Genomic DNA, 15,677 nt, shown 5'->3' with positions numbered 1-15,677 from the left:
ACCGACGCAGCGCGGTGACGCATGCGCATCTGTGGATATCAGCCGACCGGGGGCGCGGCAAGGCCCCCGACCGCCGACGCGCCGACTGATCGAGATAAATCGACTTTACAAAACGTGCGCTCTTGTAAAAGAGCGTGATGGCTGTCACTGTCGATGTCAGAACGCGAGACCGGAGGTTGGCCATGACCGTCGATGCTGATCCGACCGTCGAGCCCGCCGCCTGGCGGGACCGTCGCAAGCCGCTCTGGCCGCTGGCGCTCCTGGTGCCGGCGCTGCCCTTCGTCGGCTTCGCGCTGTGGCGGGCCGGCGGCGGCGCCTGGGCGTGGTGGCTCACCCCGGCCGTCGTCTTCGGCCTGATCCCGGTGGTCGACCTGCTGCTCGGCGACGACCGGCAGAACCCTCCCGAGGAGGCCGTGCCCCGGCTGGCGGCCGACGGCTACTACCGCTGGCTCACCTACCTCTACCTGCCGGCGCAGTACGCGGCACTGGTGCTGTGCTGCGCGGTGTGGGCCCGCGACAGCCTCTCCCTCGCCGGTGCCGCCGGCCTGGTGGCCACCGTCGGGGTGGTCAACGGCATCGCCATCAACACGGCCCACGAGCTGGGCCACAAGCGCGAGCGGGTGGAGCGGTGGCTGTCCAAGGTGGCCCTGGCGCCGGCCGCGTACGGGCACTTCTACGTCGAGCACAACCGCGGCCACCACGTCCGCGTCGCCACGCCGGAGGATCCGGCGAGCTCGCGACTGGGGGAGAGCTTCTGGGCGTTCTGGCCGCGTACCGTCCTCGGCAGCCTGCGCTCGGCCTGGCGGTTGGAGACCAGCCGGTTCCGCATCCGCGGCCGGTCCCCGTGGACCCACCGCAACGACGTGCTCAACGCGTGGGCCATGACCCTGGTGCTGTACGCGGCGCTGACCCTGGTCTTCGGCCCGGTGGTGCTGCCGTTCCTGGTCCTGCAGGCGGTGGTCGGCTTCTCCCTGCTGGAGGTGGTCAACTATCTGGAGCACTACGGGCTGGCCCGGCAGCGCACCGCCGCCGGACGCTACGAGAAGGTCGACGCCCGGCACAGCTGGAACAGCGACCGCACGGTCACCAACGTCTTCCTCTTCCAGCTCCAGCGGCACAGCGACCATCACGCGAACCCGCTGCGCCGCTACCAGACGCTGCGCAGCTTCGACACCTCACCGCAGCTGCCCGCCGGGTACGCGACGATGGTGGTCGTGGCGCTGGTCCCGCCGCTGTGGCGACGGGTGATGGACCACCGGGTGCTCGCGCACTACGGCGGCGACCGGGGACTGGCCAACACGCGGCCCCGACGCTGACCGCTCAGTGGCCCGGGGCCCAGTCGGGGTCGCGGCCGAAGGCGGCCAGCAGCTGGTCCTGCTCGTCGGCGTCGGCGGGCAGCCGCGCGTCGTCGCGTACCAGCTTGTCGCGCCGGTAGTCGTCGACCCGCCCCGCGAACCAGCGGGCGCACACCCGCACCGCGTCCGGGTCGAGCCGCGGATCGGCGCCGATCGCCACCGCCAGATCCCAGCCGTGCACCAGGTGTTCGGCGAGGAGCTGCTGGACGTACTCCGCGGCCGGGGTCGGGCCGGCCGACAGGTGCACGGTGCGGTCGATCGTGCCGGGATGGGTGACAGCGATCTCGGCCTGCGCGGCCGCCTCCCGCGCCGTCGCGGCCGGGTCCGCGCCGAGCTGGTCACCGTCGAAGCGGTCGCCGACCTCGTCGACGGTGCGTCCGGCGAGCAGCGGAACGCTCCACCGGTCCTCGCCGACCACGTGGTTGACCAGGGTGCGGACGTCCCAGTCCGGGCACGGTGTCTCCTCGGCCCACTGGCCGGGCCCGACCTGGTCCACCCGGTCGACGAACTCGGCCAGGCTCCGGCGGTACGCCTCCAGCAGGTCCATGCCGTCGATTGTTCTCCTCGGCGCGGTGGCCCGAGCCCGTTTTGCCCGGCCCGACCTGCGGTGCCGTTCCGCCGTCGCCGCTCAGTCCAGGTCGGCCGGGGCCAGGCCCAGCTCCCGTGAGGTGACCAGCCGTACCCACTCCCCGAGCTGCCGGCGGGAGATCACCCGGTCGTGCACGGCGAGCTGCACGGCGAGGCCGTCCATCACGGCGCTGATCCGCCAGGCGGCCCCCTGCGGGTCGGCGCACTGGAAGGTGCCGTCGGCGACCCCGGCGGAGATGACGGCGGCGAGATCCTGCCGCCAGCGCAGGTCGAGCCGCCGGGACACCTTCTCCAGCTCGGGGGTGCGCAGCGACTCGGACCAGCCGTCGATCCACATCGACCAGGAGGTCGCCCGACCGGCCGGGGTGTAGAGCTTGAGGATCCGGCGGAGCTTCGTCAACGGCGGAGCGGAGGAGCGGGTGACCGCGTCCAGGCGGGCCAGATCCTGCTCGACGGCGTACGCGAACGCCTGCGCGAGCAGTCGCTCCTTGGTGGCGAAGTGGTAGAACACCAGGGCCTGACTCACACCGGCGGCCTGTGCCACGTCCGCCGTCCGGGTGTTGGCCAGACCGCGTTCCACGATCACGTCGCAGGCCGTGCGCAGCAGGGCATCCAGGCGGATCTCGGCCGCACGTCTCGTCACGACCGTTACCGTAGCCCATCCACCCGAACACGAACAGTTACCGCCACCGTCCGTTTCGTGGGCTAAGAGTCGGAAGTCGGACACTTTCCAGGGGTGCCGCGGTTCGGTCTCCCGGCGGTGTTCGTCGAGGTCCGCCGCTCGCCGCGGGCGCGCGTCGCCGCCGGGCGAGGGGCCGTTGTCCCGGTGGCGACACCGAGCGTCGCACGATGCCGGAGTGTGACGGCCGGGAGTCAGTCGAGAAACCAGGCCAGCTCCCTAGGAAGCCTGCGGCGAGTGAGTCCGACCCTCCCCGGGATCCGGCACGCGGCCCCCGCTCGGCGCTCCCGGGCGGGAGGGGACGCGCCGACACAGACCCCCGAGTTGGCAGTCGTTCACCGGCTCGGCTAAAGTTCTCATCCGTCACCCGGGAACGCCGGGGGCGTGCGGACGTAGCGCAGCTGGTAGCGCATCACCTTGCCAAGGTGAGGGTCGCGGGTTCGAATCCCGTCGTCCGCTCGGAGCTGCCGCCACGCGTGACGGGGGCAACCTCGGTGGGGTGGCCGAGAGGCGAGGCAACGGCCTGCAAAGCCGTCCACGCGGGTTCAAATCCCGTCCCCACCTCGGCATTATGCACGGGCGATTGGCGCAGTGGGAGCGCGCTTCCTTGACACGGAAGAGGTCACTGGTTCAAACCCAGTATCGCCCACCAGCTGTACAAGCAGGTCAGAAGGCCCGTTACCGGATATCCGGTAACGGGCCTCGTTTTTGCACCGGTCGCCGGCCGGCTACTCGCCGGCGCGGAGCACCTCGCTCAGCCGGTCGCGTCGCCGCAGGGCCGACTCCACAGGTACGACCGTGGCGGCCGCCGCCAGCAGCGCCACGCTCACCAGACCGAGCAGCCACCACGGCGGGACCGCCCCCGGGTCGGCGGCCTGGCCGGTGAGCAGCCGCAGGTCGAGCGGGCCGAGCGTCAGGCGTGCGAGCAGGGCCCCGAGCAGCGGGCCGCACACCGCGGCGACCACGACCGGCGGCAGCACCTCTCCGGCGGCGACCCAGCGGGCGTCGCGTGGCCGCAGGCCGAGGGTCCGCAGCCGGGTCAGGGTCTGCCACCGCTCCGACGCGCCTGCGGCGGCGGCGAGCGTGAGGCCGAGCAGCCCCAGCGTCAGCAGCACCGCGGCGGCCGTCCACGCCAGCCGTACCAGCCCTGCGGTCAGCGGAGCCACTCGCTGCGCCCGTAGGACGTCGGCGCGCAGCACGACGTCGGCGGCGACGCCGCTGTTCGACACGGCCCGCGCCGCGCCGGGGCCGGTCACCCAGACGGTGTTCGGAACGGCGGGCAGCCCGGCGCCCGCGAGGGCCGCGGCGTCCACGATGACGACGTCACCGGCGCCGCCGACGGAGGGCGCGGTACCGACGGCGGTGAGCCGGATCGCCGGGGCGTCGTCCCGGGGTAGCTGCAACCGCGTGCCGGTCCGCAGCTCGCCGTCGCTCGATCGGACCAGCGCTGGGACGTCCCCGGGGCCGGGACCGGGTGTCGTGAGCCGGGCCAGCGCCGGCGCGTCGGGCAGCGGGGTGGTGGCCAGCAGGCGCTGGAACGCGTCGGCGTCCACGATGACCAGGCGTGGGGTGAACAGTGTCGAATCGCTGAAGACGCGCGCCGAGTCGGTCACCTGCGCGACGACGACCTGCCCGACCCCGGGTGCGGCGGCGATGCGCTCGGCGACCGCGGGCGTGGCGACCCCGGCCTCGGCGCCGACGTCGAGGCGGGCGTCGGCGCCGACGCTGCTCCACGCGCCGTCGGCCCGGCCCCGGGTGACGGTGGTGCCGAGGATGAGCGCGAACGACGCCAGCGCCGTGGCGCTCACCAGAACCAGCAGCGGCAGCGCGCGCCCGGCCGTTGCGGCCGCCCGGGCGGCACCGAACACGGCCAGCGGGCGGCGCGAGCGCAGCGCCTGCCGGAGCGCGAACCGCGCCCCCAGGGGCAGCAGCCGGAGCAGGACGAGCGCGCCGACGAGCACGCCCAGAGCGGGGGCGCTGGTCGGCAGGATCGTGTCGCCGGTCAGCGCGCCGGTGTCGCCGTCGGAGGCGACGGACAGGAGCCCGCGCTGGTGCAGGGTGACGAAGGCGGCGACCGCGGCGATCAGGACTGCGGCCTCCACGGCGGCGCGACGTAGCTGGCCGGTGGCCCGGATCCAGCGCCGAGCGGCCCGGTTGGCGGGTTGACGCCGGTCGCGGCTGGCGCGGGCGGCGGCGAGGATGCCGAACGTCGGCCCGGCGACGGCGCCGGCCAGGACAGCGGGAACGGCCCAGGCCCAGGAGACGCCGGGAGCCGCCGCGCGGGCGAGCGCGAGCCCGACGGCGGCGGCCGACAGGGACACCACTGTGGACTCGATGGCCAGTTCCGCACCGAGGTCGGGTAGCGCCGCCCCACGCTGCCGGGCGGCGCTCAGCGCCGGGGTACGGCGGCGGACCAGCAGGTCGGCGGCGAGCAGCAGGACCAGCACCGTGGCGGTCAGCACCCCGGTGAGCAGGACGGCGGCCTGCACGGCAACGGCGCCGATCCGGGTACGGGCGGCGCGCAGGGTGGTGTCGAGTTGCGACTCCCACTTCAGGGACTCGTCGCGGGCGCCGGAAGAGCCGGAGGCTGCCTTGAGCTTGACCACCTGGCTGGCGAGTGCCGCGGTGGTGTCCCAGGTGAGCGCGTCGGGAACGGGTGCGAAATGGATGGTACGTCGCAGTTGGTCCTCGTCGACGGCGAGCCGGGCGTCCGGTAACGACTCGGCCGACAGCAGGCCGGCGAACCGGGTGGTCCCCACGCCGTCGGCGCCGGGCGCGGGGCGCAGGAGCGCCGGGGCGAGTCGCCAGGCGGGGTCGGCGCTGTCCGCGGGTCGGTAGATCCCGCTGATCCGGACGTCCCGGTCGCGACCCTGACCGTCCTTGACCGGGATTCGATCGCCGGGGCCGAGGTGGAGCGAGGTGGCCTCCGCCTCGGAGATGCCGACCTGCACCGGCCAGGGCGGTCCGTTGTAGGGGGTCTCGACGAACTCGTCGGTGACGGCGGGGCCGGGCGCGCTGCCGGCGACCCAGGTCACGTCCGGGCCACCGAGATCGCCGGCCAGGTAGGTGAACTGGAAGGTACGCGGCGCGCTGCCGTCGGTGATGCTGAGGATCGGACCGTTGACAACGGCGATGGGCGGGAGCAGCGCGGCGTCCAGGTCGGGCCCGAGCGCGTAGGCCGCCCGGGCGCGGAAGTCGTCGACGTCATCGGCGAGGCGGGCTGTCCGGACCCGCCCGCCGGTCGGTCCGTCGTCGCGTTCCCAGTCGGCGCGTACGAGGACGTTCGAGTCCTGGCCGGCGCGGCGGACCGTGTCCTGGACGGCGCTGTCGGCGGCGGCGCCCAGCAGCGCCGGCACGGCCCCGGCGAGCAGCGCGACGGCCGCGATGACGGCGGCGGTGAGCAGCAGCGGTCCGGCGTCGGCCCGGCCCCGGCCGCGGACGCTGGGCCAGTGCGGCGCCGGCCACCGGCGGGTCAGCCACCGTTTCACGGCGCCACCCGCAGGTGCGCGGCGTCGGCCCGGCGGACCTGGACGGTGACCACAACGGCGACCGCCAGCAGGCATCCGGCCAGCAGTACGGCGAGCAGTGCGGCCTCGGCTGGCCACGGCCACTGTGGCTGGGCGGCCGGGACGGGCGCGGCGCCGGTGTCGGAGCGCACGAGCAGGGGAGCGACGATGCGGGTGGCGAGCGCGCCGACGGCGGCGCCCGCCGCGAGCAGGGGCAGCAGAACGCCGACGTGCTGGCCGAGCAGCACGGCCCGGATGCCGCGCCGGGACATCCCCAGGCCGCGCAGCCGCGCCACCTCGACGGCGCGGACCTGCAGATCGCAGGTGACGTGCAGGACGACGCCGGCGAGCAGCAGCAGGGCCGCGGCCGGGACGATGAGCCGGAGCGCGGCCGGCAGCCCGGCGCGCAGCGGGCCGCCGGTGAGGCGGGCGGTCTCCGCCTCGCGGTTCGTGACGGTGCCCAGGTGCAGCGCGGTGGCCCGCTCGGCGGCACCGGGACCGGCGGGGTGGCCGACCCACCAGGCGTCGACCGGGAACGTCAGGTCGCCGGTGACGGCGCGTGCGCGGGACAGCGTGTCCAGGTCGGCCAGGACGGCGACGGCGCCGGGGGCGGACGGTACGGTCGGCACGACCTCGGTGACGACGATCGGGACGGGCGTGGTGCCGACCGTGACGCTGAGCTGGCTGCCACTGTCGACACCGACCTCGCTGGCGAAGCGGGCGGAGACGGCGACGGGCACCGGCCCGGGGTCCGGAAAGGCGGTGGCGACGATAGTCCGGGCGGCGTCGTCGGCGCCGCCGAGGTCGACTGTCGCGGCCATCCGCAGCGCGGTTCCCGTCCGTGCCGGAGACAGCGTGACGCTCAGGTCGCGCACCCTGCTCGGGACCGGCGGCGCGGACGTGGCGGTCCAGTCCGACCCGTCGGTGGACCCTTGCGCCGACCCGGCGGGCGGCACGGTGAGCGTGACGGCTACGGCGACGGGTCCGCCGACCGGGTCGGCGGTGACCGGCAGGGCGACCGCGACGAGGCGCAGCCCGTCAGCCGTCGCACAGGGGGGCAGCCGGAACTCCCGACCATCGAGCGGTACGGCGGGACCGGTGCAGGACGTGCGCAGGCCGGTGGCGTCCTGCAGCAGCAGCCGGGGCGTCACGGCGAGGGAGGTGCCGCCGGCCGCGGTCCCGCTCAGGACGAGCGGGGCGCCGGCCGCAACGGCGAGGCCGGTGACCCGGGTGCGTGGTGCCAGCGTGGCGCCCACGTCCGCCCATCCGCGGTCGCTGTCCACCGGCCCGCGCAGCAGCGCGTCGGCTCGGGTGGTGTCGACGGCGACCAGGCGCGGCGCATCGCCGGCGGTGCCGAGCCACTGACCGACTGCGGTACCACGGTCGAGGGCCGGACTCACCGCCCCCGCGGTGGCCGCGCTGACGACCGCGCCGTCGCCGGGTGCTGGCGCCGTGCTGAGGGTGAGTGCCAGGTCGGTGCCGACGGAGAGCGCGGCCTGGTCGCGCTGCGACTGGTGCCACGTGGCGTCGAAGGCGAGGCCGAAGGTTCCGGCCGCGCAGGCCAGCCCGACGAGCAGCCCGGCGGCGACCGCCTGGGGGCGGCGGGCGCTCTCGGAGACCGCCAGCGGGAGCGCCAACCCGCGGGCGCGGTACGCCAGTCGGTCGGCGCCGCGCAGCGCGGGCAGTACCACCCGGAGCGCCAGGGCGGCGCCCGCGGTGAGCAGCAGCGCCGGCGCGAGCACCCGGACCGCGTCGGCGCGTGGGCTGGCGGCGGTGGGCTGCGCGTGCAGCTGCCACCACCCGGCGGCGGCGAATACGGCGAGCATCAGGTCGGCGCCGGAGCGGGCCAGCAGTTCGCGGCGGGTGCGCCGGTCGCCGGGTGCCCCGACGGGCCGGATCGCCAGGACGGTGAGCACAGCGGTGAGCACCAGCGCACCGCCGACCACCGCGAGAACCTGGGCACTCGTGATGGCCGGCCGGACGGTCAGGCCGGCGTCGTCCAGCGGCGGCAGGTGGGTCAGGCCGGCGTGCAGGGCCGACGAGGCCGGTATCGCGAGCGCCGCGGCGACGGCGGCGACGAGCCCGGCCTCGAGTGCCGCGGTGGCGGCGAGTTGGCGGCGGCTGGTGCCCAGGGCGGACCGCAGGGCGGTCTCGTCCGCGCGGATGCCCGCGGTCAGCCGGCCGGCGAGGACGAGTGCCGTCGCGGCCAAAACACCGCCGAGGACGGCGATGGCGAGCACGACGGCGGCGGTGACGTGCCGTTGGTCGTCGGCGGCCCGCAGGGTCAGCGCCAGGTCGGAGGAGACACGTGCGAGCGTGACGCGGTCGCCGAGGGTGCCGGCCAGCCTGCGGTCGGCACTGCGGACGGCCCCGGCCATGGTCTCCAGGTCGCGGCGGTTGGGGTGGGACAGGTCCGGATGGGCGGTGACCTCCAGCCGGTCGACGGTGGCGCCGGTGGTGACCAGGTCGGCGAGGTCGACGAGGAACGGGCCGTACGCGTTGACCGGCTGCAGGAAGCGGCCGTCCCGGTAGCCGGTGGCGGAGCCGGCCGCGGCGAGCGGGTCGCGGTCCCAGCCGCGCCCGGGCAGCGGGCGTACCACACCGACGACTGTCACGTCGATGGCCGGGACTGGCGGGTGGGCCAGCTCGGCGCCGAGGCGCACCCGGCTACCGGGGGTGAGGCCGAGGAGTCCGGCGGTGGACTCCAGCAGCACCGCGTCGCCAGGGTGCTGTGGCCAGCGTCCGGTGATCAGCTCGGCTCGGGCCGGCAGATCGTCCAGCCCCGACAGGTACGCCTGGGCCGGGACCGTGGTGCCCGGGGCGAGCGCGGGCGGCAGCGCCCGCAGCACTGTCGACGCCCGCGCGGTCGTTGTCACCGGGAACGGTGCGAGCGCGGAGGCCACCACGGTGCGGGTGTCGGCGGCGACGGACGACGCGTCCCGGCCCTCGACGGCGCCGGTGTAGACGGTCACGTCGACGGCGGCGGGGGCGGCGCGGGCCATGGCGACCTCCAGCGCCCGCTCGGCGGTGCGGGTGACCAGCAGGGTGCAGGTGCCCAGCACTGTCGCGCCGATCGTGACGACCCCGAGCAGGGCCGCCAGCAACGGCCACTGCGCGCGGGCGCGCCGGCTGACCAGCCTCAGCATCGTCGTGTCACCCGGCGTCCGACACGGGCCCGTACGGCCCGGTCGCCTGTTCGTCGAGGTGCCCGTCGTGGATGCGGATCACCCGGTCGGCCAGGGCCATCATCACCGCGTCGTGCGTCGACACCAGCACGGTGACGCCTTCGGATTCCGCTATCCCGCGCAGCAGGGCCATCACCGACAGACCTGTCTCGGCGTCCAGTTGCCCGGTGGGCTCGTCGGCGAGCAGCAGCCGGGGCGAGGCGGCCACCGCGCGGGCGATCGCCACCCGCTGCTGCTGGCCGCCGGACAGCTCGGCCGGCCGTTGGCGGGCGTGGTCGGCCAGGCCGACCAGATCCAGCAGCAACTCGACCCGCCGCTCGCGCTCGGCCGGAGCGACGCGGGCCAGCCGCAGCGGGGCGGCGACGTTCTCCGCTGCCGACAGCACCGGGATCAGCCCGAAGCTCTGGAAGACGTACGACACCTTCTCGCGCCGCAGCCGGGACAGGCCGTCCTCGTCGAGCGCGCCGACGTCGGCGCCGTCGACGTGCACGGTTCCGGCGTCCGGGCGGTCCAGTCCGCCGATGACGTTGAGCAGGGTGGTCTTGCCCGAACCGGACCGGCCGACGAGCGCCACCATGGAACCGGCGGCCACGTCGAACGACACGCCGCGCAGGGCGTGCACGACGGTCGGCCCGGTGCGGAAGCGCCGGTGGACACCGCGCACGCGCAGCAGCGGCTCGCTGCTCATTCGTCGCTTCCCGAATCGGGGCGGATCGTGATGTGGTCGGGTTCCAGGGCCAGCCGGACCCGTCGGGTCAGCGCCAGCGCCTGCCGGAACTCGCGGGGCACCTGGACCCGGCCGGCCCGGTCCATCACTGCGTACTCCTCGGCGATCACGTGCGTGTCGCCCTCCGCGTCCGTGGTGGTGCGGCGCAGCACCTCGCTGCTGGTGCGCCCGTCCCGGATCGCGATGGTCCGTTCGACCTGGCCGCTGACCTCCGGGTCGTGGGTCACCACGACGACCGTGACGCCGTACCGCCGGTTGACGTCCCGCAGCACGCCGAAGACCTCCGCGGACGTGGCGGCGTCCAACTCGCCGGTCGGCTCGTCGGCGAGCAGGACCCGCGGCTGGTTGGCCAGCGCCACCGCGATCGCGACCCGCATCTGCTGACCTCCGGAGAGTTGCCCGGGGCGCCGGTCGGCGCAGTCGGCGACACCGAGGCTGTCCAGCAGTTCGGCCGCGCGCTCCCGGCGCTCCTTCTTCGCGGTACGGGCCGCCGTCATCGGCAGGTCCACCATCTCCCGTGCGGTCAGGTAGGGAATCAGGTTGCTCGCCGTCTGCTGCCGTACGAACCCGACGGTGTGCCGCCGGTAGTCCACCCGGTCCGCGCGGGACATCGCCAGGAGATTCCACTGGCCGACCCGGACCCGCCCGGCGGTGGGGGCGTCGATGCCGGCCAGGATGGAGAGCAGCGTCGACTTGCCGGACCCGGAGGCGCCGACGACGGCGACCAGCTCACCGCTCTGCACGGCCAGGTCCAGTCCCTGCAGCGCCTGCACCTCGATCGAACCGGTCTGGTAGATCCGCACCAGGTTCTCGCAGACGATGAGCGCGTCCCGGCCGAACTCGGGCGCCCGCGCGGATGGCTGCGGCAGGGACAACGGTGTGCTGGACATTGCCAGCAGTTTCGCAATCCGCGGCTTCGTTGACCATGCCCCCGGACGGCCTTTCTGCGTTCCGCCGAGGATCTGCCGCTGAACGTGTCGGCGGGTGTTCCGGTCAGAAGGTCAGCAGCCGGAACTCGCCCACGGCGGGAAGCCGCGGCGGCGGTAGACCGCCTCGGCGATGGGTGACGAGGTGAGGGCGCACCGATGTCGGCTATGCCGTTGCCGAGAGCAGCGCCTCGGCGAGGTCGGTGCGGGCGCTGAGCAGGGCCCGACCCCGGCGGTGGGTCACCACCAGACCGGCCGCGCGCAACGCGGTGAGGTGCTGGGAGACGCCGCCGGGTGACATCCCACTGCGGCGGGCGAGTTCGGTGGTGCTCGCCGGCCCGATCAGTTCGGTGAGCAGCCGGGCCCGCCCGCGGCCGAGCACGGCGGCCAGCGCGTCCGGGACGCCGTTCGGCCGCTCCCAGAGGGTGCCCAGCCCACTGGCGGGGTAGGCGAGCTGCGGCGCGTCCCCGGCGGAGACGCTCAGCACCGACGGCCAGACGAAGACCGACGGGACCAGCACCAGGCCCGGACCGTCCGCGACGTCCGGGGCCAGGCAGTGCCGCTGCGCGACGACCAGCGTGTCGCCCTCCCACCGGACCTGCCGGTGCAGATCGTTGAGGAGCACCGCCGCGCCGTCCTCGGCGAGCAGGCGGGCGCGTGCGGTGACATCGGCGTCGAGCAGCAGCCGCAGCCGCGGCCAGTGCGGGGCCAGGGCGATCCGCCAGTACGCCTCGATCTCCTCGCTGAGGCGGCGCAGCCCGGCCGGCGGGTCGGCGTACAGGGCGGCGAGTGCTGGCGTGCGGTCGCCCGGGTACAGGTCCAGGTGGGCGCGGACGGTGTCGGCCCCGGTGGCGCGCAGGGCCGTCAGTTCGGCGGCCAGATCGGGGTTGAGGTTGGTCGGCGGCGGCGTGAGGAAGTCGGCCAGGTAGCCGGGCGGGGCCGGCACCAGCTGCCAGAGCAGACCGACGTCCGACTCGATCACACCCGCCTCGACCAACGGCTGACGCACCCGGCGTACCCAGGGCAGGTGGACCGCGTGGTCTCCGGGGTCGCGCAGCACCCGGACGCTCGCGACGACCTCCCACAGGCAGGAGACGGCGAACCGGATGCGGGCGACGGCGCCCGCCGACATGCTGATGGCGACCACGGCACCCCCGATGGTTTCAGCTGGCGCTAAAACATTACCGGCGGCTGCGGGGCCGGCCGAGACTTGCCGCGTGAGCGAACACCACACCCGAGCCGAACTGTTCCGATCCCTGCACACCCCCGGGTCGCCGCTGGTCCTGGTCAACGCCTGGGACGCCGCGAGCGCACGCGTCGTGGCCGCCGCCGGCGTCCGCGCGGTGGCCACCACCAGCGCCGGCGTCGCCTGGAGTCTCGGGGCGCCCGACGGTGACAACCTCGGCCGCGACGCGGCCGTCGACCTGGTCCGCCGGATCACCGCCTCGGTGCCGCTGCCGGTCACCGCCGACATCGAGTCCGGGTACGGCGCGACGCCGGCGGAGGTCGGCGTCACCACCCGGGCCGTGCTCGACGCCGGTGCCGTCGGCGTGAACATCGAGGACGCCCGACGCGAGGGCGGCCCACCGCTGCGCGACGTGCCCGACCAGTGCGCCCGGATCGGTGCGGTGCGAGGCGCGGCCGACGCTGCGGGTCTGCCGCTGTTCGTCAACGCCCGGATCGACACGTTCCTCGCTGGCGCTGGGGACGTCGCCGAGACCCTGGCCCGGGCCACGGCCTACCTCGCCGCCGGCGCGGACGGCATCTTCGTGCCCGGGGTGGTCGACCCGGTGACCATCCGCGAGCTGGTGCGGGCGGTGCCGGCGCCGCTGAACGTGCTCGCCGGGCCGGGCGCCCCGGCGGTGGGGGACCTGGCCCGGCTGGGGGTGGCCCGGGTGAGCCTCGGCTCGTCGATCGCGCAGGCCGCGTACGCGGTCGCCCGCCGGGCGGCGGACGAGGCCCTCGGCGCGGGCACGTACGACGCGCTGGCGGACGCCCTCGACTACGGCACGCTCAACGCCCTCATGCGGTGAGCGGGGCGGGCTGCGTCACGCTCGCAGCCGGTGCCTCCCGTGGCGCGGCAGGCCACGAAACGCCGGGCCGGCCGCCTTTGTCGAGGTGGCCGGCCCGGGTGCTCCGCCAGTTCCGTCAGTGGTGGCCGATGGTCGTGTCACAGCGGCGGGGCGATGTCCCGCCGCTCCTCGACCCGGCGGTACTCGACCGGCTCCTCGACCCGGCGGTACTCCACCGGCTGCTCGGTGGCGACGGGGACCGCCTGGCGGCGGCGACCCCAGATCAGCGTGGTCATGATCAGGCCGAGCACGCCGGCGCCCATCAGGATCCAGCCGACCACGTCGAGGTTGATGCCGCCGACGCTCGCGTCGAGCGCGAAGGTGAGGATCGCGCCGAGCGCGATCAGGAAAATGCTGGTGCCGATACCCACGACAGCCTCCTTAGGGGGTGTGGTGCGCTGTCGAGGTCACTCAGTACCCCGGTGGCGACCAGCGCAATCGCAGCCGCCCAGGGTCGCGCGCCCGCCGATCTTGGCATCGGGTAGAGTTTGCCGCGTCGCCGGCGTTCGTCGGGGACGTGCGGACGTAGCGCAGCTGGTAGCGCATCACCTTGCCAAGGTGAGGGTCGCGGGTTCGAATCCCGTCGTCCGCTCGCGATTCGCCTCGACGGGCTTGAGCGTCCGGGTCGGGCGGAAACCACGGGCGATTGGCGCAGTGGGAGCGCGCTTCCTTGACACGGAAGAGGTCACTGGTTCAAACCCAGTATCGCCCACCAGTTCGCAACGGCTCGTCACCGCATTCTCGGTGACGAGCCGTTTGCCGTGGTGACACCACCGGGATCCCGACGACCGGCAGACCGCGGACAATCCGGTTGTGACACGGGTTGGTCGTTGCGAGACTCGGTCCCGTGCCTGAGCCGGACCGCTTCCGCGCCGCCGTACGCGTCTGGGCGGCCGGCGGTCCGGACGCCGCGACCGCCGCCGACGCGGCCCGGGAGTCGGCGGCCGGCCTGCGTACCGTCGTGCTCGTCGAGGGGGTCAGCGACCAGTTCGCGGTGGAGGCGCTGGCTGAGCGACGGCGCCGCGATCTGGCCGCCGAGGGCGTGTGCGTGGTGCCGCTCGGAGGCGCGATGAGCGTCGGTCGGTACCTGCGGCTCTTCGGCGCGCAGGGCCTCGCCGTGACCGTGCGGGGGCTGTGTGACGAGGCCGAGGAGGGCTTCTTCCGGCGTGGCCTGGAGCAGGTGGGTCTCGGCGCCGGCCTGACCCGGTCGGCAATGGAGGTGCTCGGCTTCGGTGTCTGCGTGACCGACCTGGAGGACGAGCTGATCCGCGCGCTCGGCAGCGACGGCGTCGAGCGGGTCATCGCCGAGCAGGGGGACCTGGCCCGGTTGCGGGTGTTCCAGAACCAGCCCGCCCAGCGTGGGCGCCCGGTCGAGCGGCAACTACGCCGCTTCCTGGGGACGATGAGTGGCCGCAAGGCCCGCTACGCGGGGGCGCTCGTGCGCGCTCTCGAGCCGGGTGCCGTGCCCCGCCCGCTGGACCGGCTGCTCGCCGGTTGACCGGCCCGATCCCCAGTCGACCTGCCCGATCCGGCTGCGCGCGGGCGTCGGTGCGGGGGTTCTGCCGAGGGCAGATCCGCTCGCCGTGAACAAGAGCGCAATCCGCCACACCCATCCGCCAGGGTGGAGCACATGAGATTGCTGGTGTTGGGCGGTACGGGTTTCGTGGGCGGTGCGACGGTCGCCGAGGCGGTTCGCCGGGGCTGGTCGGTGACGGTGTTCAACCGAGGGCTGCACGGGTCGGTTCCGCCCGGCGTACACCGGTTGCGGGGTGACCGGAGCGCGCCGGACGGCCTGGCGGCGCTCGCGGACGGCGAGTGGGATCTGGTGGTCGACACCTGGGACGGCGCGCCGCGCGCCGCGCGCGCCGCTGCCCGTGCGCTGGTCGACACCGTGCGGCACTACACCTACGTGTCCAGCGGGTCGGTCTACGCCGACCCGGTGGCGCCCGGCTCGGACGAGACCGCGCCGGTGGCCGACGCCGACCCGGACGCTGCCGACGGCGACTACCAGCAGCTCAAGGCGGGGGCGGAGCGGGCGGTGCGGGAGGTCTTCGGTGACCGGGCGCTGATCGCCCGGGCCGGGCTGATCCTCGGGCCGGGGGAGGACATCGGCCGGCTGCCCTGGTGGCTGAGCCGTATCGCGCGGGGCGGCGACGTGCTCGCCCCCGGCCCGGCCGAGCTGCCGATCCAGTGCATCGACGTGCGCGACCTGGCCAGCTGGATGCTGGACCAGGGCGCCCGAGCGCGGGGCGGGACGTTCAACGCGGTCAGCCGCCCCGGGCACAGCACCATGGGTGAGCTGCTCGGCGAGTGCGTGGCGGTCACCGGCTCCGACGCCCGGCTGCGCTGGACCGACCCCGAGTCGATCCTCGCCGCCGGGGTGGAGCCGTGGAACGACCTGCCGATCTGGTTGCCGCTCGGGCATCCGTACCGCTGGCTGCTGGAGCGGGACACCAGCCGGGCCCACGCGGCGGGGCTGACCTGCCGGCCGGTGGCCGAGACCGTGGCGGACACGTGGCGGTGGTTGCGGGAGGTGGGCACGGTTCCGCCGCGCGCCGGCAGGCCCCGCCGCGCTGCGGTCGGCCTGGACCCGGCCCGGGAGGCCGCACTGCTCGCCACCCAGCCGGCGGCGGGCTGAC

General features: G+C 74.8%; 12 protein-coding genes and 5 tRNA genes. 9 read left to right on the top strand and 8 right to left on the bottom strand.

Features of this window, described 5'->3' with window-relative positions; translation table 11 throughout:
* Nucleotides 1-182: 182 nt before the first annotated feature.
* A complete protein-coding gene (locus ABZU46_RS06625; RefSeq protein ID WP_354855442.1) occupies nt 183-1,316 on the top strand; it encodes an alkane 1-monooxygenase in 1,134 nt (377 codons plus the stop codon).
* A gap of 4 nt (nt 1,317-1,320) precedes the next feature.
* Here the strand turns inward: ABZU46_RS06625 and ABZU46_RS06620 are convergent, their stop codons facing one another.
* A complete protein-coding gene (locus ABZU46_RS06620; RefSeq protein WP_354855441.1) occupies nt 1,321-1,902 on the bottom strand; it encodes a TIGR03086 family metal-binding protein in 582 nt (193 codons plus the stop codon).
* Nucleotides 1,903-1,983: 81 nt separating this feature from the next.
* Nucleotides 1,984-2,586: a TetR/AcrR family transcriptional regulator gene (locus ABZU46_RS06615; protein ID WP_354855440.1), complete on the bottom strand. Its 603-nt coding sequence runs from the start codon at nt 2,584-2,586 to the stop codon at nt 1,984-1,986.
* A 422-nt stretch (nt 2,587-3,008) separates the two neighbouring features.
* Here ABZU46_RS06615 and ABZU46_RS06610 point away from each other — a divergent pair.
* The 3 genes from ABZU46_RS06610 to ABZU46_RS06600 all read left to right on the top strand — a co-directional run bounded on the left by ABZU46_RS06610 (nt 3,009) and on the right by ABZU46_RS06600 (nt 3,274).
* Nucleotides 3,009-3,081 (top strand) — tRNA-Gly (locus tag ABZU46_RS06610).
* A gap of 34 nt (nt 3,082-3,115) precedes the next feature.
* Nucleotides 3,116-3,186 (top strand) — tRNA-Cys (locus ABZU46_RS06605).
* Nucleotides 3,187-3,199: 13 nt separating this feature from the next.
* Nucleotides 3,200-3,274, top strand: a tRNA-Val gene (locus ABZU46_RS06600).
* 76 nt (nt 3,275-3,350) lie between these two features.
* Here the strand turns inward: ABZU46_RS06600 and ABZU46_RS06595 are convergent.
* The 5 genes from ABZU46_RS06595 to ABZU46_RS06575 all read right to left on the bottom strand — a co-directional run bounded on the left by ABZU46_RS06595 (nt 3,351) and on the right by ABZU46_RS06575 (nt 12,113).
* Nucleotides 3,351-6,110 carry an FtsX-like permease family protein gene (locus tag ABZU46_RS06595; protein ID WP_354855439.1) on the bottom strand — a complete coding sequence of 920 codons (2,760 nt, stop codon included), beginning with the start codon at nt 6,108-6,110 and terminating at the stop codon, nt 3,351-3,353.
* The gene (locus ABZU46_RS06590) at nt 6,107-9,274 is read right to left on the bottom strand and encodes a permease (RefSeq protein ID WP_354855438.1); all 3,168 of its coding nucleotides are present in this window, start codon (nt 9,272-9,274) and stop codon (nt 6,107-6,109) included. Before ABZU46_RS06590 ends, ABZU46_RS06595 begins: the two co-directional genes overlap by 4 nt.
* Before the next feature lie 7 nt (nt 9,275-9,281).
* A complete protein-coding gene (locus tag ABZU46_RS06585; RefSeq protein WP_354855437.1) occupies nt 9,282-10,001 on the bottom strand; it encodes an ABC transporter ATP-binding protein in 720 nt (239 codons plus the stop codon).
* The gene (locus ABZU46_RS06580) at nt 9,998-10,930 is read right to left on the bottom strand and encodes an ABC transporter ATP-binding protein (protein ID WP_354855436.1); all 933 of its coding nucleotides are present in this window, start codon (nt 10,928-10,930) and stop codon (nt 9,998-10,000) included. Before ABZU46_RS06580 ends, ABZU46_RS06585 begins: the two co-directional genes overlap by 4 nt.
* Nucleotides 10,931-11,132: 202 nt before the next feature.
* Entirely contained in the window at nt 11,133-12,113 is a 981-nt protein-coding gene (locus ABZU46_RS06575) for a DUF5937 family protein (RefSeq protein ID WP_354855435.1), read from the bottom strand.
* A 70-nt stretch (nt 12,114-12,183) separates the two neighbouring features.
* Between ABZU46_RS06575 and ABZU46_RS06570 the strand changes: the two genes are divergently transcribed.
* Nucleotides 12,184-12,999 (top strand): isocitrate lyase/phosphoenolpyruvate mutase family protein, encoded by an 816-nt coding sequence (locus tag ABZU46_RS06570; protein ID WP_354855434.1) that lies wholly within the window; start codon nt 12,184-12,186, stop codon nt 12,997-12,999.
* Between the two features lie 137 nt (nt 13,000-13,136).
* On the opposite strand, the gene ABZU46_RS06565 is transcribed toward ABZU46_RS06570, so the two are convergent.
* The gene (locus ABZU46_RS06565; RefSeq protein ID WP_007457129.1) at nt 13,137-13,409 is read right to left on the bottom strand and encodes a DUF6458 family protein; all 273 of its coding nucleotides are present in this window, start codon (nt 13,407-13,409) and stop codon (nt 13,137-13,139) included.
* 148 nt (nt 13,410-13,557) lie between these two features.
* Here ABZU46_RS06565 and ABZU46_RS06560 point away from each other — a divergent pair.
* The 4 genes from ABZU46_RS06560 to ABZU46_RS06545 all read left to right on the top strand — a co-directional run bounded on the left by ABZU46_RS06560 (nt 13,558) and on the right by ABZU46_RS06545 (nt 15,676).
* A tRNA-Gly gene (locus tag ABZU46_RS06560) sits at nt 13,558-13,630 on the top strand.
* Between the two features lie 48 nt (nt 13,631-13,678).
* Nucleotides 13,679-13,753: transfer RNA gene (locus tag ABZU46_RS06555), tRNA-Val, on the top strand.
* A 132-nt stretch (nt 13,754-13,885) separates the two neighbouring features.
* Nucleotides 13,886-14,536, top strand: coding sequence for a TOPRIM nucleotidyl transferase/hydrolase domain-containing protein (locus ABZU46_RS06550; RefSeq protein ID WP_354855433.1), 651 nt, complete (start codon nt 13,886-13,888; stop codon nt 14,534-14,536).
* Nucleotides 14,537-14,668: 132 nt separating this feature from the next.
* Entirely contained in the window at nt 14,669-15,676 is a 1,008-nt protein-coding gene (locus tag ABZU46_RS06545; RefSeq protein WP_354855432.1) for an NAD-dependent epimerase/dehydratase family protein, read from the top strand.
* Nucleotide 15,677: the final 1 nt, after the last annotated feature.

This window comes from Micromonospora sp. NPDC005197, from assembly GCF_040608295.1.
Taxonomy (GTDB): Bacteria; Actinomycetota; Actinomycetes; order Mycobacteriales; family Micromonosporaceae; genus Micromonospora.
Note: the sequence above shows the minus strand (reverse complement) of the source record. Positions and strands in the feature narration are given on the sequence as shown.

Coding starts and splice junctions, on each gene's coding strand:
- ABZU46_RS06625 (WP_354855442.1), top strand. CDS start 183: ATGACCGTCGATGCTGATCCGACCGTCGAGCCCGCCGCCTGGCGGGAC.
- ABZU46_RS06620 (WP_354855441.1), bottom strand. CDS start 1,902: ATGGACCTGCTGGAGGCGTACCGCCGGAGCCTGGCCGAGTTCGTCGAC.
- ABZU46_RS06590 (WP_354855438.1), bottom strand. CDS start 9,274: ATGCTGAGGCTGGTCAGCCGGCGCGCCCGCGCGCAGTGGCCGTTGCTG.
- ABZU46_RS06585 (WP_354855437.1), bottom strand. CDS start 10,001: ATGAGCAGCGAGCCGCTGCTGCGCGTGCGCGGTGTCCACCGGCGCTTC.
- ABZU46_RS06580 (WP_354855436.1), bottom strand. CDS start 10,930: ATGTCCAGCACACCGTTGTCCCTGCCGCAGCCATCCGCGCGGGCGCCC.
- ABZU46_RS06545 (WP_354855432.1), top strand. CDS start 14,669: ATGAGATTGCTGGTGTTGGGCGGTACGGGTTTCGTGGGCGGTGCGACG.